The sequence below is a fragment of the Holdemanella sp. MSK.7.32 genome (genome assembly GCF_024460475.1).
Classification (GTDB): Bacteria; Bacillota_I; Bacilli_A; order Erysipelotrichales; family Erysipelotrichaceae; genus Holdemanella.
Genome location: NZ_JANFYN010000001.1, coordinates 1 through 25,656, shown reverse-complemented (window position 1 = coordinate 25,656; position 25,656 = coordinate 1). Strand labels below are relative to the sequence as shown.

General features: G+C 34.7%; 26 protein-coding genes. 13 read left to right on the top strand and 13 right to left on the bottom strand.

The window, feature by feature from the left end; genetic code table 11:
* The first annotated feature begins 34 nt into the window (after positions 1 to 34).
* From NE544_RS00130 to NE544_RS00120, 3 genes are read left to right on the top strand one after another with little or no spacing between them, the layout of a single operon-like run.
* On the top strand, positions 35 to 910 hold the full coding sequence (locus tag NE544_RS00130) for a YitT family protein (RefSeq protein ID WP_199670828.1): 876 nt from the start codon (positions 35 to 37) through the stop codon (positions 908 to 910).
* On the top strand, positions 910 to 1,716 hold the full coding sequence (locus tag NE544_RS00125; RefSeq protein ID WP_256267903.1) for a Cof-type HAD-IIB family hydrolase: 807 nt from the start codon (positions 910 to 912) through the stop codon (positions 1,714 to 1,716). The genes NE544_RS00130 and NE544_RS00125 overlap by 1 nt, the downstream gene beginning before the upstream one ends.
* Entirely contained in the window at positions 1,710 to 2,933 is a 1,224-nt protein-coding gene (locus NE544_RS00120) for an NAD(P)/FAD-dependent oxidoreductase (protein WP_305145680.1), read from the top strand. Before NE544_RS00125 ends, NE544_RS00120 begins: the two co-directional genes overlap by 7 nt.
* On the opposite strand, the gene msrA is transcribed toward NE544_RS00120, so the two are convergent.
* On the bottom strand, positions 2,930 to 3,424 hold the full coding sequence (msrA, locus tag NE544_RS00115; RefSeq protein ID WP_256267902.1) for a peptide-methionine (S)-S-oxide reductase MsrA: 495 nt from the start codon (positions 3,422 to 3,424) through the stop codon (positions 2,930 to 2,932). The genes NE544_RS00120 and msrA overlap by 4 nt on opposite strands.
* Complete coding sequence (locus tag NE544_RS00110; protein ID WP_256267901.1) at positions 3,421 to 4,173, bottom strand: hypothetical protein; 753 nt, start codon at positions 4,171 to 4,173, stop codon at positions 3,421 to 3,423. The genes msrA and NE544_RS00110 overlap by 4 nt, the downstream gene beginning before the upstream one ends.
* Positions 4,174 to 4,260: 87 nt before the next feature.
* Here NE544_RS00110 and NE544_RS00105 point away from each other — a divergent pair, with 87 nt between their 5' ends.
* The 6 genes from NE544_RS00105 to NE544_RS00080 are packed head-to-tail and all read left to right on the top strand — an operon-like array spanning position 4,261 to position 9,493.
* A complete protein-coding gene (locus NE544_RS00105; protein WP_256267900.1) occupies positions 4,261 to 5,346 on the top strand; it encodes a helix-turn-helix transcriptional regulator in 1,086 nt (361 codons plus the stop codon).
* Positions 5,315 to 5,893 (top strand): CDP-diacylglycerol--glycerol-3-phosphate 3-phosphatidyltransferase, encoded by a 579-nt coding sequence (pgsA, locus tag NE544_RS00100; RefSeq protein WP_117924178.1) that lies wholly within the window; start codon positions 5,315 to 5,317, stop codon positions 5,891 to 5,893. The genes NE544_RS00105 and pgsA overlap by 32 nt, the downstream gene beginning before the upstream one ends.
* Positions 5,893 to 6,387, top strand: coding sequence for a CinA family protein (locus tag NE544_RS00095; protein ID WP_118114724.1), 495 nt, complete (start codon positions 5,893 to 5,895; stop codon positions 6,385 to 6,387). The genes pgsA and NE544_RS00095 overlap by 1 nt, the downstream gene beginning before the upstream one ends.
* Positions 6,369 to 7,385, top strand: coding sequence for a recombinase RecA (gene recA / locus NE544_RS00090; protein ID WP_256267899.1), 1,017 nt, complete (start codon positions 6,369 to 6,371; stop codon positions 7,383 to 7,385). The genes NE544_RS00095 and recA overlap by 19 nt, the downstream gene beginning before the upstream one ends.
* A 40-nt stretch (positions 7,386 to 7,425) precedes the next feature.
* Positions 7,426 to 8,037 (top strand): cysteine hydrolase family protein, encoded by a 612-nt coding sequence (locus NE544_RS00085; protein ID WP_256267898.1) that lies wholly within the window; start codon positions 7,426 to 7,428, stop codon positions 8,035 to 8,037.
* A gap of 10 nt (positions 8,038 to 8,047) precedes the next feature.
* Entirely contained in the window at positions 8,048 to 9,493 is a 1,446-nt protein-coding gene (locus NE544_RS00080; RefSeq protein ID WP_227991004.1) for a nicotinate phosphoribosyltransferase, read from the top strand.
* Between the two features lie 31 nt (positions 9,494 to 9,524).
* Here NE544_RS00080 and NE544_RS00075 read toward each other — a convergent pair whose 3' ends face one another.
* The 4 genes from NE544_RS00075 to NE544_RS00060 all read right to left on the bottom strand — a co-directional run bounded on the left by NE544_RS00075 (position 9,525) and on the right by NE544_RS00060 (position 13,410).
* Entirely contained in the window at positions 9,525 to 10,925 is a 1,401-nt protein-coding gene (locus NE544_RS00075; RefSeq protein WP_256267897.1) for a S10 family peptidase, read from the bottom strand.
* Positions 10,925 to 11,635 carry a gamma-glutamyl-gamma-aminobutyrate hydrolase family protein gene (locus tag NE544_RS00070; RefSeq protein WP_256267896.1) on the bottom strand — a complete coding sequence of 237 codons (711 nt, stop codon included), beginning with the start codon at positions 11,633 to 11,635 and terminating at the stop codon, positions 10,925 to 10,927. Before NE544_RS00070 ends, NE544_RS00075 begins: the two co-directional genes overlap by 1 nt.
* Positions 11,628 to 12,983, bottom strand: coding sequence for a transglutaminase-like domain-containing protein (locus NE544_RS00065; protein WP_256267895.1), 1,356 nt, complete (start codon positions 12,981 to 12,983; stop codon positions 11,628 to 11,630). The genes NE544_RS00070 and NE544_RS00065 overlap by 8 nt, the downstream gene beginning before the upstream one ends.
* Before the next feature lie 61 nt (positions 12,984 to 13,044).
* Positions 13,045 to 13,410 carry a hypothetical protein gene (locus NE544_RS00060; RefSeq protein WP_256267894.1) on the bottom strand — a complete coding sequence of 122 codons (366 nt, stop codon included), beginning with the start codon at positions 13,408 to 13,410 and terminating at the stop codon, positions 13,045 to 13,047.
* 75 nt (positions 13,411 to 13,485) lie between these two features.
* Between NE544_RS00060 and NE544_RS00055 the strand changes: the two genes are divergently transcribed.
* The 4 genes from NE544_RS00055 (at position 13,486) to NE544_RS00040 (ending at position 18,014) form a co-directional block, all read left to right on the top strand.
* The gene (locus tag NE544_RS00055) at positions 13,486 to 14,913 is read left to right on the top strand and encodes a DEAD/DEAH box helicase (RefSeq protein WP_256267893.1); all 1,428 of its coding nucleotides are present in this window, start codon (positions 13,486 to 13,488) and stop codon (positions 14,911 to 14,913) included.
* A 301-nt stretch (positions 14,914 to 15,214) separates the two neighbouring features.
* Complete coding sequence (locus NE544_RS00050) at positions 15,215 to 15,751, top strand: glucose-6-phosphate isomerase family protein (protein ID WP_256267892.1); 537 nt, start codon at positions 15,215 to 15,217, stop codon at positions 15,749 to 15,751.
* A complete protein-coding gene (locus tag NE544_RS00045) occupies positions 15,748 to 17,472 on the top strand; it encodes a class I mannose-6-phosphate isomerase (RefSeq protein WP_256267891.1) in 1,725 nt (574 codons plus the stop codon). The genes NE544_RS00050 and NE544_RS00045 overlap by 4 nt, the downstream gene beginning before the upstream one ends.
* A gap of 347 nt (positions 17,473 to 17,819) precedes the next feature.
* Entirely contained in the window at positions 17,820 to 18,014 is a 195-nt protein-coding gene (locus NE544_RS00040) for a hypothetical protein (protein ID WP_256267890.1), read from the top strand.
* A 125-nt stretch (positions 18,015 to 18,139) separates the two neighbouring features.
* Here NE544_RS00040 and NE544_RS00035 read toward each other — a convergent pair whose 3' ends face one another.
* The 7 genes from NE544_RS00035 to NE544_RS00005 form a co-directional block, all read right to left on the bottom strand.
* Positions 18,140 to 18,823, bottom strand: a complete 684-nt coding sequence (locus NE544_RS00035) for a pseudouridine synthase (protein ID WP_256267889.1) — start codon at positions 18,821 to 18,823, stop codon at positions 18,140 to 18,142.
* Complete coding sequence (locus NE544_RS00030; RefSeq protein ID WP_256267888.1) at positions 18,820 to 20,154, bottom strand: RsmF rRNA methyltransferase first C-terminal domain-containing protein; 1,335 nt, start codon at positions 20,152 to 20,154, stop codon at positions 18,820 to 18,822. Before NE544_RS00030 ends, NE544_RS00035 begins: the two co-directional genes overlap by 4 nt.
* A complete protein-coding gene (locus tag NE544_RS00025) occupies positions 20,154 to 21,338 on the bottom strand; it encodes an aspartate kinase (protein ID WP_256267887.1) in 1,185 nt (394 codons plus the stop codon). Before NE544_RS00025 ends, NE544_RS00030 begins: the two co-directional genes overlap by 1 nt.
* A 44-nt stretch (positions 21,339 to 21,382) precedes the next feature.
* Complete coding sequence (locus tag NE544_RS00020; protein WP_256267886.1) at positions 21,383 to 22,504, bottom strand: amidohydrolase; 1,122 nt, start codon at positions 22,502 to 22,504, stop codon at positions 21,383 to 21,385.
* The gene (locus NE544_RS00015) at positions 22,504 to 23,628 is read right to left on the bottom strand and encodes an amidohydrolase (RefSeq protein WP_256267885.1); all 1,125 of its coding nucleotides are present in this window, start codon (positions 23,626 to 23,628) and stop codon (positions 22,504 to 22,506) included. The genes NE544_RS00020 and NE544_RS00015 overlap by 1 nt, the downstream gene beginning before the upstream one ends.
* Entirely contained in the window at positions 23,628 to 24,749 is a 1,122-nt protein-coding gene (locus NE544_RS00010; protein WP_256267884.1) for an amidohydrolase, read from the bottom strand. The genes NE544_RS00015 and NE544_RS00010 overlap by 1 nt, the downstream gene beginning before the upstream one ends.
* A partial coding sequence (locus tag NE544_RS00005) for an amidohydrolase family protein (protein WP_256267883.1) occupies positions 24,749 to 25,656 on the bottom strand: 908 nt, incomplete at its 5' end. The genes NE544_RS00005 and NE544_RS00010, both read right to left, overlap by 1 nt.

The following is a 25,656-nucleotide window of genomic DNA, read 5'->3' as shown; positions in this document are numbered from 1 at the left end:
TGGTAGAATATAGATGTCGTTTTGGGAGGCTTTTATGAAAAAAACAAATTATGTAAAAGATGTATTGGTTGTTTTATTAGGGAATTTTATGGTGGCAATATCAGTTGCTTTTTTTGTTTTACCAAATAATACATTAACCGGAGGCGTAGCCGGTGTTGCCGTGGCATTAAAACCATTATTACCATTTGTACCATCCGTATGGCTGATCAACATATTGATGATTGGACTCTACGTTGTTGGTGCAATTTTTTTGGGGAAGGCATTTGCACTGAAATCATTGATTTCAACATTTAGTTATTCATTTTTTGTCTCATTACTAACATATGTGACAACTTTATTTCCCAAAGACACATTTGTCATGCAACCCATGTTGGCAAGTATTTATTGTGGATTGATTTCGGGAATTGGCTTAGGTCTATGCTTTAGAGTGAACGCAAGTACTGGAGGTATGGATATTCCAGCCTTGTTGATTCATAAGTATACTCATATTTCTTCAGGAAATTCAGTAATGATCATTGATGCTCTAACTGTATTGTTGGGAATGTCTACGTATGGTGTAGAACCAGCCTTGATTGGAGTTTTATCTGTATTCACATCTGGTTTTGCGATTGATAAAACAATTTTGATTGGTTCAAGTACGGCAATCAACTGTATGGTTATTTCAGATAAATGGTTTGATATTAAAAATCATGTATTAAACAATATGGAGCGTGGTGTTACAATTTTAGAAGGTAAGGGTGGATATACAAATGAATCCAAACCTGTATTGATGATTGTAATTCCACAAAAAATGTATTCGAATTTAGAACACGAAATCATGCAGTTAGATCCAAGAGCTTTTATTATTGTAAATAGTGTTCATGAAGTCGATGGAGAAGGATTTACTTATGAATTGGAGGATTTAAAGTGATGACAAAATTAGTGATTTGTGACATTGATGCCACATTAGTCAATGAAAAGAAAGAATTAACACCGAGGACAAAAGAAGCTTTGATCAAGCTTCATGAAAAAGGGATTTATTTTGGGATTGCCTCAGGACGTCCAGCCGATGAATTAAAACGCAATAAAGAGTATTGGAATCTACCTTTTGACTTTGATTTTGTGGTAGGGATGAATGGTGCAGAACTTTGGGATGGTATGCATCAAAAATTTTATAGCTATTTTATGATGAAAAAGGAATGGCTAAAAGAAACCATGGAAATCATGAATGTTGTTAAATGTAACCCAATGATATATTGGGATGGAAAGATTCGTTGTGTTCATATTGATGATTGGATGATTCATTCGGCTTCTACATCGCATAAAGAATTGGAAATTGTAAAATTAGAAGATTTCTATGCACATGAAAACGCAAAAATCATGTTCCGTATGAAAGAAGAGGATATGCCTAAAGCGGAAGCTTGGGTAAAAGAGCATCCAAATCCTTATTATCATGGTTTTAAAACACAATCCACATTATTGGAATTTTGTGATAAAAGAATCAACAAGGGATATGGACTACAAAAAATATGCGAACTAAATGATTTAGATATAAAGGATGTTATGGCCTTTGGAGATACATCCAACGATAATGACATGTTAAAAGTAGCAGGTTGTGGTGTTTGTATGATCAATGGTACGGATGATACAAAGGCTTGCGCCAATGCCATCACAAAACAGGATAATGAACATGATGGGTTAGCTATTTATTTAGAAGAAAGTGGGATTTTATGTTAAAAGTATGCGTGATTGGTGGAGGACCATCTGGATTGATGGCTGCCTATACCGCAAGCTTAGTCGGTCACCAAGTGGAGTTGTTTGAGAAAAATAAACAATTAGGAAAGAAGTTGCAACTTACAGGACATGGACGTTGTAACGTTACAAACAGTTGTTCAAAGGATGAATTTTTCAAGCATATTGTGCATAATGAAAAATTTCTATATAGTCCTTTCTCACAATTCTCTAATTTGGATATGATCCAATTTTTAAAATCCAATGGTTTACCTACCATTGAAGAAGACCATGGGCGTATGTTTCCTGGTTCGAATTCAAGTCAGGATGTTGTTTTATTGTTTGTGGAATTATTACGCAAAAACAATGTGATTCTACATATGGATGAAGCATGTACAGATTTAATGGTTGAAGAAGATAAAGTTGTTGGAATCAAAACAGATAAAGGTTTGTATTCGTTTGATGTAGTAATTGTTGCGACAGGTGGAAAGTCTTTTGTGTCGACTGGAAGTAGTGGCGATGGATATAAATGGGCGAATACATTAGATATCAAAGTCAGTGATTTATATCCTGGATTGGTTTCTTTGCGGACAAAAGAAAACTTTGATTTAGCGGGTCTTTCTTTGCAGAATGTGGGTATTCAAGTAAAGAAAGATAAAAAAGTTTTATATAAACAATTGGGAGACATTTTGTTTACGCATGAAGGATTTAGTGGACCAGGTATTTTGGCCATGTCAAGCTATGTGATTCATAAAGAACCTGACAAAATCATATTTGATTTAATTCCAGATAAATCAATTGATGAAGTGGATGCATTTTTACTAGAAAGAATGAATCGTTCTTCAAATAAACAATTGAATCACATACTTGAAATGATGATTCCTAAGAGATTGGTACAATATATCATGGATCGTTTAAATATTGATGATTCTTTAAAAGCCAATGAAACAACAAAAGTACAGAGAAGAAGTATTAGTGAATTATTGAAATGTTTAGATTTTGAAGTGTCTAGTTTTGCCGGATTTGATCAGGCTATGATAACTGTAGGTGGAATCAAGACAAATCAGATTCAGCCTCAGACAATGGAGTCTAAGAAAATTAAAGGCTTAAAGTTTGTGGGTGAAGTATTGGATTTGGATGCGCAAACGGGAGGATACAATTTACAGATTGCCTGGACAACAGGATATGTTGCGGGAAGCACAATAAAAGAAGGGGCTAATTAAAGTCCCTTCTTAAATTTTGATGCAGGAATGTGACAATAGGCACCTGGATTTTTATCCAGGTATTTTTGATGGTATTCTTCTGCGTTAAAAAAGTTTCTTAATGGTTCAACTTCGACCGCTAGAGCTAAATCATATTTCTCTTGAATTTCTTTGTATTTCGTTTGGATTGTTTTTAGATCGGTCTCATCCAAATAATAAATGCCTGTCCGATAGGAAATGCCAATATCTTCTCCTTGTTGATTGACGGATACTGGATCAATAATGTCAAAGTATAAGTCTAAAATCTTAGAAAGTGAAATCACGTTGTCATCATATTGGATTTCTAATGTTTCTGCATGACCTGTAAGTCCTGCTTTCACATCTTTATATTTGGGATTTTGCGTTTTACCATTTGCATAACCAACAGTTGTATTTAAGATGCCATCAAACTGATCGAAATAGTGCTGCACACCCCAAAAGCAGCCTCCAGCTAAATATATTGTTTTTATCATTTTAATTTATAATATTTTCCTTTCGAGTCTTTTTTAAAGCGCCCAACTTTTTTTGCGTAGTCACTCTCAATCCATTTGGAAAGTTTACACTTCTTTTGTTTGTTTGCTAAGATGGGCATTAAATACTTACTTAAATCATCAATAGATGCATAGCGGGTATTGATTTTTGGATATTTTTTTAAGGCTTCTATTACCTCTTCATCACTTGCTTCATTTGGCTTTGAGGTATTTGTTTGTTTCTTTTGCTTTTGTGTCTGTTTTGGTTGAGACTTAGGCGCTTCTTCCTTTAAAGGCAACAAGAACGGGTCTCTTGTCTGTAAGATTTCAATGTCGATATCTTTTCCTTGGAACAACAAGGCTTGTTTAATACCTTGAAATCCTTGATCATTTGTGACAAGAAGAATTTTTTTAGGGACTATATTGGCAACAATTTGTCCAAGTAAAGTAGCGCAATAGATGTCCGCAAAATTCTTTTGGCTTTGGTGTGTATTGAAACAATAAGAATTTGGGAAATCCTTCGCAATCGCAAAGATTTGCTGCCAGCACTTTTGCCCTATTTTTTCAAAGTTTCCAAAGAAAAAGAAGACGCTAGGACTTGTGGCTTTTAGCGTGTTTGTGTCAAATTGTTGAACATTTTCACAGTCAATACAATAGAGTGTGTAGTCTTCAAAATTATCGATTTTAATATTTTGTGGAGAGAAACTCATGCATTGAGAAAATGTTCCAATTGAAAAATTAAGTTGTGACATTTCATTCATCCTTTCGTAAATAATTATAGCACATCGTGGTATTCTTGCTTTGAATTTGTTATAATAAACTTCAAAGGGGGAGTTTTAGTGGCTTATTATCACATCTTAAAAGAACGTCGAACAAATCTAAAACTTTCCATTCAGGATGTTTCAAATCAGACGCGTTTAGCGCCTCAATATATACAAGCAATCGAAGAACACAACCTTGATGTTTTCTCCGATGACCTATCTTTCGTTCGCTATTTTGTGCATGCCTATTCGGATGCGATTGGCGTAAATTGGCAGGCCATTTCAGATGAAGTTGATGTGGATGTCAATGAATTTGCGCATCAAAGAGACATGGCTTTAACTATGGCACAAAGGCGTATGGTTGAACAAATGGCGAGTGTTCAAAAGACAAAAAAGACGACTAAGAAAAAGAAAAAATCATCTTTAGGATGGTTTCAAAAACATGTCAGTAGAACAAGTTCTTCATTGAACGCAAACCAGACGAAGATCATCAAAATGCTTGTCCTGATTGGAATCATTGGATTGGGAGTTTTATCCTTGATCAATGTGGGATTGCGTTCGATTTCAAATCAAAAACTAGCAACGCAGCAAGAGCTTCGTGAAGAGCAATTGTCTAAAAAGGAACAGGAGACAAATAAACTCGCAAACCAGCGTAAAAAAGCTAAAGAGGCTCAGTCTTTAGTTGTTGATAAAATTAGCGGTGAAACCAACGCATTTCAGCTTTCGAATATTCAATCGGATGTAAAAACATTGGATTTAAGTATTACGTTACCGACAAAGACAAAAATTACTTTGAAAAAGAATGATGAAACAATCAATGATACTTCAAAAGTATATACGGGTACATTCAATCAGAGCTTAGAATTATCCGATGATTGTACTTTTGAAATTAGTATTGAGACATATTCAGATAACAGTATTTCTATTGATGGAAAAGAAATTTCTTTTGATAAAGAAGGTTGGAAGCAGGGTGAGCCTGCCGTTATCACACTACAAATTGGTAAGGGATACCAAAAACCTGTTGAAGAAGATGAAACTGAATATGAGGATAGTGACTATGATTACGATTATGATTATGGTTACACAGATGAAAATCTATATGCACAAGGGGAGGATGTAACTTATGGCCAAGATGAATATACCGAACAGACTAACAATTATTAGAATTTTATTAGTTCCTGTTGTTGTGGCTGTATATTTATGTATGGACCCGACTATTGGTGTTATAGATGAAGCAAGTGGTCTTGCATTACGTGATGTGATCGCATTTGTGATTTTTGCGGTTGCGAGTATTACAGATTTCTTTGATGGAATGTTAGCAAGAAAGAACAATTGGATTACTTCTTTTGGAAAATTTGCGGATCCTATCGCAGATAAGATGTTAGTGAACACAGTTTTGATCTTGATGGTTTATTTTCATCAAGCCAATGTGATTGCGGTATTACTAATGATCGCAAGAGACTTGATTGTTGATGGCTTACGAATGAGTGCAGCTAATTCTGGTGAAGTTGTAAGTGCGGGTATTTTTGGAAAACTAAAGACAGTACTACAAATGTTTGCACTTGTATTCTTGTTATTGAAAGATTGGCCGTTTGTCTATATGGGTATTTGTATGGACCAAATATTGTTGTGGGCAGCAACAGTGGCTTCTTTATATAGTGGATGGATTTATTTCAACCAATTGAAAAAATACGTTTTGGAGACTATGTAATGACTGAGGCAAAACAACTTGTTTCTTTATGTACAGAAAATCATTTGACTATTTCTAGCTGTGAAAGTCTAACGGCTGGCCTATTTACGAGTACGATTGCTTCAATTCCTGGGGCAAGTGCTATTTTAAAAGGTGGTTTAGTGACTTATTTTACACCAATGAAAAGTGTATTAGCTCATGTGGATGTGAATTTAATTCAAAAATATGGTGTAATTAGTGAAGAGTGTGCCTATGCCATGGCCAAAAACACAAGAGAAATTATGGATGTGGATTATTGTGTGTCTTTTACGGGCAACGCAGGTCCGAGTGCTTGGGAAGAAAAACCAGCAGGAAGAGTCTATTGTGCTATTGCTTCTAAAAAAGCGGTTCGTGTATATGGTTTTCAATGTACAGGTCTATCTAGAAATGATGTAAGAGAGCATGTTGTTTGTCAAATGATAGATATATTGATACAAACAATTCAAAAGGAGAATATATGCCAAAAGAAAAAGTAGAAACAAATAAAGATAAACTTTTAAGTGATGTACTAACAGAAATCGAAAGGGAATATGGTAAAGGTTCTGTCATGAAATTAGGGGATAGAGCAGCCGTAGATATTGAACCCATTCCTTCTGGAAGTTTATTATTGGATGATGCTTTAGGTATCGGTGGATATCCAAAGGGAAGAATTATTGAAATCTTTGGTCCAGAATCAAGTGGTAAAACAACACTTGCTTTACATGCTGTTGCAGAAGTTCAAAAAAAGGGTGGTCGTGCAGCCTTTATTGATGCGGAAAACGCAATCGATCCAGTATATGCGAAAAATTTAGGTGTCAACATTGATGAGTTGATTTTATCTCAGCCAGATTCTGGGGAACAAGGTTTAGACATTATGTTGATGCTTGTTGAAAGTGGAGCTGTTGATTTGGTTGTCGTGGACAGTGTTGCAGCTTTAGTTCCACAAGCTGAATTAGATGGTGAAATGGGAGATAATCAAGTTGGATTACAAGCTCGTATGATGTCAAAGGCAATGCGTAAGCTTGCCGGAGCAATGAACCAAAATGATTGTACAGCTATTTTTATCAACCAGCTTCGTGAAAAAGTAGGTGTTATTTATGGAAATCCAGAAACAACTCCGGGTGGCCGTGCATTAAAATTCTACTCTTCTGTTCGTGTGGATATTCGTAAGGCGGATACCATTAAAAATGGTACAGATATTGTTGGAAACAAAGTAAAAGTTAAAATTGTTAAGAATAAGGTAGCACCTCCATTTAAGTCTGCTGTATTAGAAATTATGTATGGCGAAGGAATTTCTTACATTAGTGAACTATTAGATTTATGTGTCGATGCCAATATTGTAAAAAAAGCAGGGGCATGGTTCAGTTATGAAGGAGAAAAAATCGGTCAGGGTAAAGAGGCTGCCAAAGCTTACATTAAGGCAAATCCAGAATTCAAATCAATGCTTGAAGAAAAATTAAAGGAATTTAAAACAAACAAAGAAGTTGAAGAATAAGAGTTCTGTGTAGAACTCTTATTTTCATTTAGAGGTATATATGGCACGTTTAGAAAAAAATAATTATAAATCCATTCAAAAAAATGAATTGAATGATCCCGTAGTATTTGTGGTGGATATGATAAAAGGGTTTGTGAATATGGGACCCTTACATGATGAAGTCATTGGCAATGTGGAAAAGAATATTGAAAATCTATTAACAAGCTTAGACTGCAACAATGTCTTTGTATGTGATTCACATCCACCGAAGACGCGTGAATTCAATTCGTTTCCAACGCATTGTGTAATTGGCAGTGAAGAAGCTGAAGTAGTAGATTCTTTAAAGCCATTTGTGAAACACGTAATTAAAAAGAACAGTACGAATACATTTATGGCACCAGAATTTGAAGAGTTTCTAAATTCAGATTTGAAGTATTATCGTGATATAATTGTGACGGGCTGTTGTACAGATCTTTGTGTTCTTCATTTTGTATTGAGTTTAAACACATGGTTGAATGAACACAATATGAATGAATATCGTATTGTCGTGGTTGAAAACTGTACAGAAACCTATCATATACCAGAAATACATGAAGCCACATTCTGGAATGATGTCGCATTTAGAATGATGGAAATGAATGGTATTCAAGTTGTTTCTGAAGTAAGGGAGTAAAGATTATAAAATGAAAGATAAGAGAAATTTAAGTTTAGTCATGGACTTTTATGAACTAACAATGAGTCAATGTTATTTTAATGATAATAAAGACAAAGAAGTCGTATTTGACTTATTCTATCGTAAAAATCCGGATGACGGGGGATATTGTGTATTTGCAGGTTTGGAACAAGTTGTAGACTATGTTTCTAATTTACATTTTGAAAAAGAAGATATTGATTATTTGCGCTCATTAAACCAATTTAGTGAAGATTTTCTAGAATATCTATCAACCATTCGTTTTACTGGAGATATTTATGCGATTCCAGAAGGAACACCTGTATTTCCTCATGAACCATTGGTTCGTGTAAAAGCGCCAATTATTGAAGCGCAACTTGTAGAAACGGCATTACTTTTGGCTATCAATCACCAGACTTTGATTGCGACAAAATCACGTCGTATTGTACAAGCTAGTGAAGGTAGAGCGGTTATGGAATTTGGTGCACGCCGTGCTCATAACTTTGATGCAGCTATTCTAGGAGCTAGAGCAGCTTATATTGCAGGTTGTGCAGGAAGTGCCACTACGTATTCAGGAAAAGAGTTTGGTGTACCTGTACTTGGTACAATGGCTCACTCATTTATTCAAAGCTTTGATACCGAATATGATGCATTTATGTATTATGCCAAAACATATCCAGACGCATGTACTTTATTGATTGATACATATTCTACTTTAAAATCAGGTATTGTGAATGCGATTAAAGTAGCTAAGGATTATTTAGAACCAAATGGATACCGCTTAAAAGGTGTTCGTATTGATAGTGGAGATATGGCATATCTTTCTAAAAAAGTTCGTAAAATGTTAGATGAAGCAGGAATGAAAGATTGTAAGATTGTTGTATCCAATTCATTAGATGAATACGTCATTGAATCTTTGATTCATCAACAAGGCGCTAAAATTGATTCGTTTGGGGTTGGTGAAAACTTGATTTGTTCAAAAAATTCGCCAGTATTTGGTGGTGTTTATAAAATGGTGGCGCTTGAAAAAGATGGCCATATGATTCCAAAAATCAAAATTAGTGACAATGTTGAAAAAGTGACAAATCCAGGTATGAAGAATTTGAATCGTATCATGGACAAAGAAACAGGTATGGCTATTGCCGATTTATTGACATTAGAAGATGAAGTGATTGATACAACGCAAGATCTAACAATCTATCATCCAATGTCACGTTGGAAATACAAAGTGATTCCTGCCAATACATATACAGTACGCGATATGTTAGTGCCAATCTTTAAAGATGGTAAGCTAGTATATGATCTTCCAAGCCTAGAAGAAATTCGTGCATATAGTGAAAAAGAACTAGCTACAATTTGGGATGAAATCAAACGTTTTGTATATCCACAAGAATATTATGTAGACTTAAGTGAAAAGTTATTGAATCTTAAGCTAGAAATGTTGAAGAAGTATAAATAAAAAAAGAAACCGTCGCTTGACGGTTTTTGTGTTAAATACAGCTTTCAAAGAATGCACGCATGTCCTTGGCTAATAGATCAAAGCTTTCTTTACCAAGATAAGCCATATGACCACTTGGATATTCACCAATTGTAACTCGATTTTGATCTAGGTTGGAATGGGTTGCCAAATATCTGGCATTTCCAGCCGTTGTACAAAGATCATATAGACCTGAGGCAAAGAAGACTTTCATCTGTTTGTTTCTTCGCATACATCCAGCTAAGGATTGGGCAGGACTCGTTTTGAATTCACGATTCCATGTCATATTTACATCAAAGACTAAACCTTTTGAGATACGATCACTTGTGATATTCAATTCTTGACGCATCAATCCATAGGCAGTCTGGAAAGCAGGTGTATATTGTCCCATAGCTGGGTCATCCGCAATGACATTGGCTTCCATGATTTCTGGATCATCATTCCATGTATAGCGCCCGTCATAGAATCCTAAAGCTAAGCCCTTATCTTCTAATAATTTATGCGCAAAGCCTTTTTGCATATCCATATGTAAATGGTGTCTTAACCAATATGTTTTATCAATACCAGAATAGTAAGCTAGTTTATCCGCAATTTCTTCTTTATTAGGACAGGCATCCCCTAAAAATAAGGCTGTGACATATTCAGTGGATGCGAATGTAAAGGCTTCATCAATAAAGTCTTTTTGTGAAATATTTTCCTTTGGATTATGGAAATAATTTGTGGCAGCCATTGTGATTAAGTCTGTTGCACTTGCTTCAACCGGAAGCTTTTCAATAAAATAACTTCCAAGTAAGAAGATACCACTGACACTAATGCCCATCGTATCGGCCTTTTCAGGACCTGCACCCATCAACTCTCCTGCAAGTAGGGCACTTCTAGCTGTACCATAGCTTTCACCCGCAAGTAATACTGGTGAATTTCTTCGGTTGTAATGAGCTAAGAATTGTTCAATGAATTTAGAAACACTTCGAACATCGCCATGCGTTTCATAAAATTCTTTTCTTGCCTTTTCCTGAATCAAACGACCTAAACCTGTTCCTACTGGATCAATAAAGACTAAATCACATAAGTCTAATAAACAATGAGGATTGTCTTCTAGTTCAAAAGGAGGAACAGTTGGAAGATTTAGTTCATCATCTAATTTTACAATTCTAGGACCAAATAATCCCATGTGAAGCCAAAGACTTGCACATCCTGGACCTCCATTATAAATAAATAGAATAGGTCGTTTAGAATTGTCTTGAACATCACTTCGAAAATAGGCATAACTAAAGATAGATGCGACCGGATTGTTTTCTTCATCTACGAAGAAATGATCTTCACAAATTGTATGATAAGGAATGGTTGTTCCTTGAATTTGAATGCTTCCATCTGCTTCATATTTTGATTTTTCTAAGTTTTCTTGAATACGCATTATTTCACCTCACATTTTTTAACAAAGACATTGAATATATCTTGCATCTCACCATATTTATGGGACAACGCTTCTGGATGGAATTGTACGGCATAAATTGGTAATGACTCATGTTCAATGGCTTCAATGATGCCATCTGGAGCTTTAGCTACAACTTTAAAGTTTGGTGCTAAATCTTTGATGGCCTGATGATGAAAACTATTCACATAAGCTTCATCACTTAAGCTAGGATATAAAAAGCTATCCTTTTCAATATGGATCTTATGACTTGGATTTTCTCTTTTTTCTTGTTGCGCATGTTTAATGACATTTCTTTTACAATACGATAAATCTTGATACAAAGATCCTTTAAAATAGACATTCAACATCTGAATGCCACGGCAGATTCCAAAAATAGGAATCTGTTTTTCATTGGCATATTTTAATACTCGCATTTCATAATAATCACGATCTAAGCTTGAATTACCTTGTAAAGGTTCTGGATTTTCATTATAAATCATAGGATTCACATCAATTCCACCTGTCACAATCAATCCATCTAATATATTAACTTGAGTTTGAATTGTATCATAGTCATTTGTGATAGGAAGAATCATCGGACAACCACCTGCACGAATAACACTATGAATATAGGCTTCATTGATAAATTGTTTAGGTAAATTCTCTTTATCCAATTCATTACACGTTAGACCGATAATAGGTCTACGCATTTTTATCCTCCATAAGGGCAATTTCGATATTCTTTGTCTCTTTAATAATGTATTTTCTTGGAATAGCTTCATCTACATATTCCATTTCACCATTTTGGTTGTCATATGGATCGTTTGGCAAGAAGTTTTTAGCTGGCACAAAATCACCTTGGAATTTAGATGAACATGGAGTTCTAAATGGATCTAGATATCCAAAATAGAAATCTCTTCTTTCTAAGTTTCCAGCACGATAGGATCCTCCACCAAATGAACAATCTGCATATAACCATCCATATGGAGCTACATAGAATCGTGCCCAGTCATGATTGCCAATTGTTTCTGGTGTAGTATAAAGTCCAGCTTGCCAAGTGGCAGGAATGCCCGCAATACGACATAGAGTAATAAATGTCAATGCTTGTAAACCGCAATCCCCTTTCAATCCAGTTGTGACATATTCTGGAATACAAGGTAAAGTCGCATAAGCACGTACATACGAATATGTGACATGACTTGTGATATAGTCATAAATCAATTTAGCCTTTAATAATGGATTTGTTTCTTCACCAATGATTTCTTTAACTACATCTTTTAAATAATCTGTAAATACAACGTGTGGCGCATATTCTTCAAGACAAGTATCTGGATGTTCATTCGTCACAATACTAGGATCCAATTCTTCATAGTGCATGTGATTGATGAATTCATATTCTACACTGAATTCTTCACCTTTTTCGTATGGTTTTTCAATATAAACACATCTTTGATCCACACTGTTATCATTAACTAGACCTTCATGGGATGTATTTAATAATTTAAAATCTTCAACCTGCGCATATTCTTTTGGAATAGGAAGCCATACACGAATCGTTTTTCCAGGCTTTTCAAATGCAGGATCCACCTTTAAGCTTGTCTTGACATGAATCTTGCAGTAAACATCCTTTTCTTCTTTCATTTTATGCATTACATCATCTAATAAAGTACTTGCAGCACCATCTTTTTCAATTAAACGATCTTTATAAACTTTACGCACTTTAATTAGGTTTTCAAAAAAATTGTCTTTTAAATACATTTTTCCCTCAATGAAGATCCATTCAAACGCATTGTCTTTGAATAATTCATCAAATTCTTCATCTTTAAAATCGGAAATTTTAGACTTTAATAGTTCAATCGCATCTTCTTTTGAATACGTAAAATCTTCAGGAAGACGAGAAATCAATTCTTTTTCTAATTCTAAACGCTCCTTTAGTTTGGCAGGAATATCTTTTTTAAGACGTAAATCAATCATCTCCTGCATCAATTTAAATTGCCCATTCCATTTTAATTTCATTAAATCTTCAGGAAGTGGCGTGTTCAATGTTGTCATGTTCATAATAGTTCACCTCATTTTGATTATACTCTATTGTGAAAATTATTACATAAAAAAATGAAACTTATTGAAATAAGTTTCGAATTAATTCCTCCTGACTATATTTTTTCTGCATTTCTTTATCTACACTCATTAATATAGGGGGTAGATTTCTAAATGATTTATAGTATTGTAAAACTAAAGATAAAGCTAAAAAGGGAGCCCACTCTTGAAGTGTCATATTGTCTTTTGGCTCTAAAAGAAATCCATCTTTTAAGACTTCTCTTCGTTTTGCACAATTTAAGGCGTATTCCAATTCATTGCCATAGTTTGCTTTTAATATTTCTTCATCAAAAGAAAGAATAGAACTCAAGTTATCTAAAGGCGCATTCATACTATATTGATATGTATGTCGATCGATTTGTTTCATCAATAAAGTTTTATATTTCATGATTCTATTGTAGCTTATAATATATTTTGTTTCTGTTAAATATTATTAACATGGTATAATCTTGTGGGTGATAAAATGACATTTGAACAAATGAATTTAGATAAAAATATTATACAAGCTTTACATACATTAGGATATGAAAAACCATTACCCGTACAAGAAAAAGTCATTCCCAATATTCTTTCGGGAACGGATTGTATTGTCAAATCAAGAACGGGAAGTGGAAAAACAGCATCTTTTGCGATTCCTATAATTCAAAATCTAGAAATTGATGAAAGAAGCCCACAAGCATTGGTATTAACACCGACTCGAGAACTAGCTTTACAGATTCAACAGGATTTTGATCGTATTGGAACCTTTAAAAAAATCAAGACACTGCCTATATTTGGTAAGCAGCCATTTAAGTTTCAAAAGGAAGATTTGAAACAAAGATGCCATGTTGTGATTGGTACGCCAGGAAGAGTTTTAGATCATCTTCAACAACAAACACTTGATCCTTCAAAAATTAAATATGTAGTTTTGGATGAAGCGGATGAAATGTTGAATATGAACTTTTTAGATGAAGTACAGGCTATTTTAAAATATATGCCCAAAAAACACGTAACTTGTTTATTTAGTGCAACCTATCCTGCAGTGATTCAAAGAATGAGTAAGAAATATTTATATAAACCAGCTAAAATTGATCTAACGAGTACAAATAAGCCAAATATTCTAGAAGAAGCCTATCACGTCAATGAAGAACACAAAGAATTGTTCCTTCTTCATTTATTGGCATTAAAGAAACCAGAATCCTGCATGATCTTTTGTAAGACACAGGCAAGAGTGGATGAAGTCTATGAATGTTTAGAAAAGAATCAAGTCAGTGTCGATAAGATTCACGGTGGTATGATGCAAGAAGAGCGACTATCGCATATGCGACGCTTTAAAAAAGGAAAGGTGCGTATTTTAGTTTGTACCGATGTCGCAAGTCGAGGAATCGATGTTTTTAAAGTGGAGATGATCATTAACTATGATATGCCAAGTCCCGTTGAAACATATACACATCGTATTGGTCGTAGCGGTAGAGTTGATGAACAAGGCTTAGCTATAAGTTTAGTGAATGAATATGATGGAGTTCGAAAAGAAAAACTAGAAGAATATCTAGGTTATAATTTGCCATTTAAAGAAGAGGGTGAAGTCTATTTAAGTGATTTAGATGTTTTAGATTCATTAAAAGAATCCAATCGTATGGTGGTCGATAAATCAAAAGATTTAAGAAAAGGTATCACTAAAATCTATTTGAATGGGGGAAAAAACAAGAAGATTCGTCCCGGCGATATTGTAGGGGCTATCTGCGAAATTGATGGTGTTACGGTCGATGATATTGGTGTGATTCAAGTGCAGGATCATCAATCGTATGTGGATATCTTAAATGATAAGGGAAAACTTGTATTAAAGAATTTAAAGACAATTAAAGGCAAAACGTTGCGTATTCAAAAGGCAAAAAATGGATTTGGTCACTAGACCAGATCCATTTTATTGTACATTACTAAAATACGTGATTTGCACGTAAATAGGGAGTGAACTTTAATAGAAGTAAAAGATAAAGGTGATTGAAAGTATTCGTATATGTAATGAATCTTTTTCGTGATTTATATATAGCTATAATTTTGAATGATTAAAATGAGTCCAAATAGTTTTTAATAGAGCTGTTTTGGACCTTTTTCTATGGTTTATAAATATTGTGGTTGTCTTTATATTGAAATGTTATAACAATAGTTCTATAATAAAATTGAATGTTATAACAATTAAATAGGAGGCAATTATGGAAATTAAAGACGCAAAAGTATTTCATGATTATTTAAATGGTGTAATTGAAGGTGAGGATGTTAAGAAGAGTACAAAATTGTATTCGAATGCTAAAACATTCTATAAAGATGTGGATCCAAATATTTCAGATGATCAAATTATGTATGAAGTATACTCCTCTGAACATGATGGCTTGTGTTATGGATTGACTGTGATGCAGCCAGTATGTGTGAATGGCGAATGTAATGTAACGCGTGGGCATTTTCATGAAGATTTAAATTGTGATGAAATCTATTGTGGCATGGGTGGTGAAGGTCTTCTTTTATTGATGGATGAAAATTATCATTGTTATGCTGAAAAAGTAAAATGTGGAAGTGTACACTATATTGATGGGCATTTGGCACATCGCCTTGTGAATACAGGTAATACGGAATTCAAAGTGCAATGTATGTGGCCAAGTCATGCGGGTCATGATTATAAGCGTGTAGAAGAGCATCCTTTTACAGTAAGAGTGTATAAGGAAAATGGTGAATTGAAAGTGGAGGAAGAATGAGTTATTTAAATTTTAAATCGGAATATGATCGTTTCCCTAAAACAACAATAAAGAATCATAAAGCGTTTCATGGATATGATGAAATCTATCATGAATTAAATCGTAAAATGAATAATGGCAGTGTTGTTGTCTTTGATTATTATCCGGGTGTAGATGAAGAGAAAGTCTATGAATTGATCAAACGCTTCAATTTTTCTTTGGAAATCAACATGCATGATATCTTTAAAGATGGCAAAATCATGACCGAACAAATGAAATACAATCTTAGTGATGATCGTGTGTTTGGCAAGATGTATTATGGCAATCTTGTAGATTTTATAGATGAAGATAAGCTAGAAGAAGCTCAAAACAAAATTAAAGAACAGAAAGAATCAGTCATTGTATATGGAGTGGGTGCTGGTTTAGTAAGTCATGGTGATGTGTATGTCTACTTTGATATGGCTAGATGGGAAATTCAACTACGTTATCGTAAAGGGATGGCAAACTATAATGTAGATAATTATGATGAAGATATCTTAAAAAAATATAAGCGTGGCTATTTTATTGAATGGCGTATAGCAGATAAGCACAAAGAAAAATGCTTTGAATGCTTTGATTATGTGGTGGATACAAATAAATCGAAGGATCCAAAGATGATTTCAAGGTATACATTTACAGAAAGTTTAAAACAATTAGCTCAAAAACCATTTCGTACAGTACCATATTTTGATCCAGGCGTTTGGGGTGGTCAATGGATGAAGGAAGTTTGTAACTTAGATGTGAATCAGCCAAATTATGCATGGAGTTTTGATGGTGTGCCAGAAGAAAACAGCATTTTATTTGACTATGATGGAGTTACTGTAGAGCTTCCAGCTATGGATCTAGTGTTGTATCAACCAAAAGAATTATTGGGAGAACAAGTTTATTCTCGTTTTGGGGCAGAATTTCCAATTCGCTTTGACTTTCTAGATACGATGGAAGGACAAAATCTATCTTTGCAGGTACACCCATTAACGGAATATATTAAAAAGAATTTTGGGATGAGCTACACACAAGATGAAAGTTATTATATTTTAGATGCCAAAGAAGATGCCGTTGTTTATTTAGGCCTAAAAGATGGTATTCAACCAACTGAAATGATTTCAGATTTAGAGTCAGCACAAAAAGGAGAAATTGTATTTGATGCCGATAAGTATATTAATAAGTTTCCGGCAAAGAAACATGATCACTTCTTGATTCCTGCAGGAACTTGTCATTGTTCGGGAAAGAATGCGATGGTATTAGAAATTAGTGCAACACCATATATTTTTACGTTTAAATTGTGGGATTGGCAAAGACTGGGCTTAGATGGACTTCCTCGACCTATTCATATTGAACATGGAAAACAAGTCATTCAATGGGATCGTACTACAAAATGGGTTAAAGAAAACTTGGTCAATGCGACGTATGAAGTAAAAGAAGAGGGAAACGATTGCAAGATTGAACATACGGGTCTTCATGAATTAGAATTCATTGAAACTAGAAGATATACAATAAAAAACAGTTCATATCATCAAACACATGGAACAATGAATATGTTGAATTTAGTGGATGGAAAGAGTGCAGTAATTGAAGGGGATTTTGAACCTTTCATTGTGCATTATGCAGAAACATTTATTATTCCTGCAAGTATAAACGAGTATACGATCAAGCCTTATGATTGTGATGAAGTGAAAGTATTAAAGGCATATGTAAGAAGTTAAAAAAGTGGCAACCTGAATGGTTGTCATTTTACTTTTTTGAATATATAAAAAATAGATAGGGATAAATCAACTATTTCCAGACATATAAAAAGTATATTTACAGAAAGAGTGAATTACAGCGGGATTCATTTGTTGCAAAATTTGCAACAAATGCGACTGATGGGAAAACAAATTAAATGAAATGTGAATATATCCCTGCAAATCGCATAAAATATTATTTATCCCACAAAAAACGAATGAATTTAAGGGAAAATAATCTTAAATATCTTGATTTTCCCTTATTTCTGATTATATTTTAAGGGAAACAAGATACTTTAAGGGAAAAATGAAAGACAGGTGTTTAAATAATGAGACCGTTTAACTATTCAAAAATTAAAGAAGAAAAGTGGGATTCAGAAATTCCTGAGAAGCAAGATATTCGAGAACTATGCCCGGCACTCAGTGTGAGTTCTATAGAAGGGTCACTTCGTAAGCTTGTAGCAGAAGGAGAACTTCGCAGGGAAGGCAGAGGGAAATCTACATTTTATGTTAGATTAAAATAAGAATCAGCCCAATTTCGTGTTTAGAACATGTTCCCGTGTACGAAAAATGGGAATTTTTGTATAAAAAAGAGAGAAGCTGAACTCCGTAAGCGATAAAATTCACTTACTCGTTACAGTCCCTTTACTTAGCTTTTTAAGGCATCTAATTCTTCTTGGGTTAATGCTCTAAATTCACCTAATGGTAAATCATTGAGTTTTAAAGGACCAAATTCAATGCGTTGAAGATAGGTAACAGTGCAATTTGCCTTTTCAAACATTCTTTTGACTTGATGGAATTTTCCTTCATGAATCGTTAGATAGGCTTTATTTGTATCTAATATTTCTAGTTTTGAAGGGGCTGAAGTAAACTCTTCAAATTCCATAGGCTGATTAAAGAAGTCTACGGCATTTTCTGGTAAAGTCCCATCAAATTCAACATAATATTTTTTATCTACATGTTTTTTAGGAGATAATACTTCATGCGTTAATTTACCATCGTTGCTGATGAGTAACAAGCCTTCTGTATCTACGTCAAGTCTTCCCACTGGATACAAATCGTGTCTTTGGCTTTGGACAAGTTCCATGACTGTAGGATAGACCATATCTTCAGTGGCGCTCACATAGCCTTGAGGCTTATTTAAAATATAGTATTCGTATTCTACATAGCTTACGGGTTCATCATCCACACAAACACGATCATTTTCTTTTACGTTATAGTCTGCCTTTTTTATGGTTTCATCATTAATGGTAACCCAGCCGTTTTTTATTAATTTTTTTACATCGTTTCTTGTGCCAAATCCCATATGAGATAAATATTTGTCAAGTCTCATTGATAACGCCATCCTTTCGCATATTTATTTTTTAATGAGCCTTTAGAAAGTTTCGCAAAGCCTAAAGGGAAGTTATTTACGCAAACAAGTATCCATCCAGATGTTTTTGAATCCAAATCTTTCACATCTAGAGTTTCACCTTTTAAGTATTTAATAACGCGCTCATCTTCAATGGAAAAGTTTAATACATTTTTAAATTGTTCAGGACAAAGGGCAAGGGCAAGACTTTGGCTGGGTTCAAAATGTTTACCTTTGAGTTGACCTAATAATAAGCCAGATCTTAGTACGCGATAGCCTTTATAAGCTTGAAAATCACTGCTTAACCAGATGACCTTGTCTTTTTTGATTTTAATGGTTCCCTTATTTAAATGAATGAGTTTTAAAAAATCAGTAACACAATCATCAAGCTTATCGCTTGGCTCCAGTCTTATTTTTTTATGTTTTGTTTCTCCATCTTTGACAAGTAAAGCTACAAAGTGACCTTCTCCCTTGATTTTATGTGGATATAAACGAACGCATTCCTCCATGTTTATGCCTGGCATCATACCATAGATTTTATTAATAGGAGCAAGATGTAAGTCTGGATGTTTGTTTAATACATCTTGAATAACTTCTTCATTTTCGTGAATCGAAAAAGTACAAGTGGAATATACGATAGATCCACCAGGTTTTAACATGGATATGGCCGCATTCAAAATGTTTTTTTGAATCGGCGGATAGAATGTATCATCCTTTTCAATCCAACTTTTAATTAAGTCTGGCTCTTTGCGAAACATGCCCTCACCACTACATGGGGCATCCACTAGAATCTTATCAAATGTTTCAGGATAATGTTGTTCCATGTTTGTCAAATCTTCACTGGTAACCCAAGCATTGTCACAACCAAATAATTCGATGTTCTTTAAGAGTCCTTGGCATCTTGAAGAACTTATATCATTTGAAATTAAAAGTCCAGTATGATTGAGTTTTGTCGCAAGCTTTGTGCTCTTTCCGCCAGGAGCTGCACACGTATCTAATACAATATCATTGTCGTCTACAGGAAGAACTTGTGCTGGTAACATAGCACTGGGTTCTTGAAGATAGTAAAGGCCTGCATAATAGTAGGGGTGTTTACTAGGTTTATCTTCACTTGAATAATAGAAGCCATCATTTGTCCAAGGGATGGGTTTTAGTTTAAAGGGGGAAATCTTCAAAAATTCTTCAACAGAAATCTTTAGTGTATTGACTCTTAAGCCATAATATCTATCATGATCAAAACTGTTTAGATAATCTCCATATTCTTCTTGAAAAAGCTCTTTCATTTGTTCTTTAAATTTAACTGGAAGTTCCATTATAGATCAAATGCCTTTCCAAGTGCTTGAACGGCTTTAACTTTATCTTTCTTTTCAATGGTTAGTGAGATAGAGATTTCACTAGAAGTAATCATATAATACTTAATGCCATTTTCACTTAAGATGTTTAATACTTTACTGGCAATACCTGAATGTGTAGAAATACCAAGCCCTACTAAAGACAATTTGATATATCCAAGCATTTGATGAACAGGATATTCCTTTGAAGCATGTTCCATGATTTGATTACTTTGTTCTTCTGAACAATATAAAGTAAAGTTGGCAAGGCCTTCATCATCTAATTGTTGTGAAATTGTATCTAGGTTGATATTTAAATCGGAAATCATCTTAAATAGTTTTCCTAAATAAACACCATCATTAGGTAAGTGCATAAAGCGCATGATCGCATAGTCATCTTTTACACTTAAACCTGTAATTGGCATATCTTCTAATTCTTTATGCATAATCCAAGTTCCTTTCTCTAAATCTGTTTCCAAAGCTTTTCCTAAGAAAAGGGGAACATTATATTTACTAGCAAGTTCGACGCTTCGAGTTTCTAATACTCCAGCTCCTAAACAGGCCATCTGCATCATTTCTTCATAAGAAATCAATTTTAGCTTTTTAGCACGCGTATATAATCTCGGGTCAATTGTATAAACTCCATCTACATCGGTAAAGATATGGCATTGATAGCCAAGTTTTGCGGCAATCGCAACCGCTGTTGTATCACTTCCACCACGACCTAAAGTAGTGATGTCTCCATATTCAGTAGCACCTTGAAAGCCGGCTACAACAACAACTTTTCCTTGATCTAAATGAGCTTGAATTGTAGTTGTATCAATATCTTTGATCAAAGCACGAGAATGGTGTTTACTAGTAAGAAAACCTGCTTGATAGCCAGTTAAACTGATCGCATCCAAACCTATTGAATTCATCGCAATCGCAAGAAGTGTAATTGTTTGTTGCTCACCCGTAGATAATAAAGAATCCAATTCTCGTTTGTTTGGATTGTTTGTGACACGATGAGCTAATTCTATTAATTTATTTGTGGTTTTTCCCATGGCACTCGCAACAATGACTAGATTGTGACCTTGTTCTTTCATGTGTTTGGCATGAAGTGCAATAGCCTGAATTTGTTCAATTGTTCCAACGCTGGTTCCACCATATTTTTCAACTATATTCATATTTTATTCTCCAACCACATTATTTTAGCATATAAAAAGCTGTCTTAGACAGCTTTTATTCCATTAATATATACATTTTTTATTGTATTATTTAAATCAATCAAACTTTTTGTACAAATTATAAAGTCAGCATCTTTGCCAGGTTTAATAGAACCAACTCGATTCTCTAAATGTAAGATCTTAGCTGGATTGATTGTGATGGCCTTGATGGCTTCTAACTCTGGTAGTCCTGCCTTATGTGCAAGTGCAGCATTTAATGGCAGATATTGTTGGGGATTGAATGGGGAATCGGTTGTGATCGCAAACAAGATTCCTTTTTCATACATCTTATTTGGTGTTTCAAACGAATCGTTGGCACATTCAAACTTATCTTTATGACAAAGACTTGGTCCACAAATACATGGAAAACCACTCTCTTTGATTTGATCTAGAATCGCTTGTGAATCTGTCGCATGATCTAAGGTGATTTCAATATCGTATTCTTTTGCGATACGAATTGCTGTTAACATATCATCGGCTCTATGCGCATGACACTTTAAGGGAATCTGTTTTTTGATGACGGGAATCATGGCTTCGAGTTTTTGATCATAGTCTACATCTTTGCCTGCTTCTTTTTTCATCATGTATTCTTTTGTCTTAGCTAGAGTTTCTCTCAGTAATGCACTGATCTGCATACGTGTATCAATATTTTTTCCTTTGTAACAATTTTTTGGGTTTTCGCCGAAGGCGGCCTTCATCGCAATTGGATTTTGAATGGTCATTTCATCAATACAATTTCCTTTTGTCTTATACGCAAAGAATGTACCACCAATCACATTGGCACTACCAGGTCCTGCAGCTACCGTTGTGACTCCTGCTTCTAATGCAGTTTGTACAGTTTCATCCATTGGATTACAACCATCAATGCCACGCATGTTTGGAGTGATTGGATCTGTGATTTCATTTAAATCATTGCCCTCAAAACCAATAGCCGTTTCTTCCATGCCCAAATGACAATGAGCTTCTACCATGCCTGGATACACATTGAATCCCGAAAGATCTTGGATATCTTCATCTTTGGGCTCTAAATTCTTTCCAATCTCTGTAAATACACCTTTATCGACTCGAAAATCACCGATAAAGGGTTCTTCTTCCATGGTATAAATAGTGGCATTTTTAAAAAGCATTAAGCGGCCTTCTTTCCGTCGACATAAACAGCTTTGATTTCATTTGTGGTATCTAGAATGTTCTTTGTACAAATCACAAAGTCAGCGTCTTTACCTTCTTTGATTGAACCTACACGATTGTCTAAGCCTAAGATTTTAGCTGGATTGATTGTGATGGCTTTAATAGCTTCATATTCAGGAAGGCCAGCTTTAGCGGCTAGAGCAGCACTTAAAGAAAGGTATTGTTGAGGCACTACAGGAGAGTCTGTAATGATTGAGAATAAAATACCAGCTTTATATAGTTCGTTTGGTGTTTCAAATGACATATTCGCAAGCTCAAATTTTGATTTGTGAGTCAAAGCAGGTCCACAAATACATGAAAAACCACTTTCTTTAATTTGAGGAATGATACAACGAGCATCCGTAACGTGATCCAATGTAATCTTGATATTTTCTTCTTTCGCAATACGAATAGCCGTTAAAATATCATCGGCTCTATGACAATGGCACTTTAATGGAATTTCTCTTTTGACAACAGGAATCATCGCTTCAAGCTTTTGGTCATAAGCGACATCTTTTCCAGCTTCTTTTTTCTCCATATATTCTTTAGTCTTAGCTAGAGTCTCTCTAAGTAGTGCACTAATTTGCATACGTGTATCAATTTTCTTTCCTTTATAACAACGCTTAGGATTTTCACCAAAGGCTGCTTTCATCGCAATTGGATTCTCAATTGTCATTTCATCAATACAATTTCCTTGAGTTTTATACGCAAAGAAAGTTCCACCAAGAACGTTGGCACTACCAGGACCTGCAGCTACCGTTGTAACACCGCCTTTTAATGCGAGCTCTACTGTTTCATCCATTGGATTACATCCATCAATACCACGCATATTTGGTGTGATTGGATCTGTGATTTCATTGACATCATCGCCTTCAAAACGAATAGCTGTTTCTTCCATACCAAGATGGCAATGACTTTCAACTAAACCAGGGAATACGTATAGACCATTTAGATCTTGTACGTCTTCACCAACATCTGGTGTTAAATCTTTTCCTACTTGTGTAAATACACCTTTATCAATTTTAAAATCACCTACAAATGGATCTTGTTCCATTGTATAAATTGTTGCGTTCTTAAATAACATTATGCTTCCTTCTTTCCATTGACATATACTGTCTTAATTTTATTTTGTGTATCTAAAATATTCTTTGTACAAATCACAAAGTCTGCATCCTTACCAATTTTAATAGAACCAATACGATCATCCAGTTTTAAAATTTTAGCTGGATTGATTGTGATGGCCTTAATGGCTTCATATTCTGGAAGACCAGCTTTTGCGGTTAAAGCTGCACTTAATGATAAGTATTGTTCGGGTACTACAGGAGAGTCTGTGATAATGCAGAAAGGAATACCGGCTTTATAGAATTCATTGGCCGTTTCAAAAGACATGTTTTTAACTTCATATTTTGATTTATGACCTAAACAAGGACCTAGAATACATGGAAAGCCACTCTCTTTAATTTGTGGAATAATACTTCTTCCATCTGTTACATGATCTAATGTCACTTCAATGTCATATTCTTTCGCAATACGAATCACGGTTAAAATATCATCGGCTCTATGACAATGGCACTTTAATGGCATTTCCTTTTTAATAACCGGAATCATCGCTTCTAGTTTTTGATCATAATCTACTTCTTTTCCAGCTTCTTTTTTTTCCATATACTCTTTAGTCTTAGCTAGAGTTTCTCTAAGTAATGCACTGATCTGCATACGCGTATCAATTTTCTTTCCTTGATAACAACGCTTAGGATTTTCACCGAATGCGGCTTTCATCGCCAAAGGATTTTGAATTGTCATTTCATCAATGCAGTTACCTGCAGTTTTATACGCAAAGAAAGTTCCACCAATGACATTAGCACTACCAGGTCCTGCAGCGACTGTAGTCACTCCGCTTTTTAATGCTTCTTTAATTGTTTCATCCATTGGATTACAGCCATCAATGCCACGAATATTGGGTGTAACTGGATCTGTGACTTCATTTCCATCTTCGCCTTCAAATCCAATGGAAGAACATACCATACCTAAATGGCTATGGGCATCGACAAGTCCTGGAAATACATATAGACCATTTAAATCTTGTACTTCTTCATCTTTTGGATTTAAATCTTTTCCGATTTCAGTAAATACTCCTTTATCGATTCTAAAATCACCAATAAAGGGTTCTTCTTCCATAGTATAAATCGTCGCGTTCTTAAATAACATTACACAGCCTTCTTTCCATCGATATAAACGGATTGAATTTCATTTGTCGTATCTAGAATGTTCTTTGTACAAATAATAAAGTCAGCATCTTTACCTGCTTTAATAGAACCTACGCGATTATCGAGCTTTAAGATCTTAGCTGGATTGATTGTGATGGCTTTGATAGCCTCATATTCATCCATACCTTCTTTTGCGGCCAAAGCGGCACATAAAGATAAATATTGTTCTGGAATAACTGGAGAATCAGTTGTGATGGAAACTAAGATTCCAGCTTTGTTTAATACGCCAGGCGTTTTAAAGGATTTGGATTTCAATTCAAATTTTGTCTTATGACCAAAACTAGGACCACAAATACATGGATATCCGCTTTCTTTGATCTGTTCGACAATGCATCTTGCATCCGTCGCATGATCTAAAGTTACTTCAATGTCATATTCTTTCGCAATACGAATGACAGTTAAAATATCATCGGCTCTATGAGCGTGGCACTTCAATGGTAATTCTTTTTTGATAACTGGATTCATGGCTTCTAGTTTTTGATCATAAGCGACATCTTTTCCAGCTTCTTTTTTCTCCATATATTCTTTAGTCTTAGCTAGAGTCTCTCTTAGTAATGCACTAATCTGCATACGCGTATCAATTTTCTTATCCTTATAACAACGCTTAGGATTTTCACCAAAGGCTGCTTTCATCGCAATTGGATTCTCAATTGTCATTTCATCAATACAATTTCCTTGAGTTTTATACGCAAAGAAAGTTCCACCAAGAACGTTGGCACTACCAGGACCTGCAGCTACCGTTGTAACACCGCCTTTTAATGCGAGCTCTACTGTTTCATCCATTGGATTACATCCATCAATACCACGCATATTTGGTGTGATTGGATCTGTGATTTCATTGACATCAT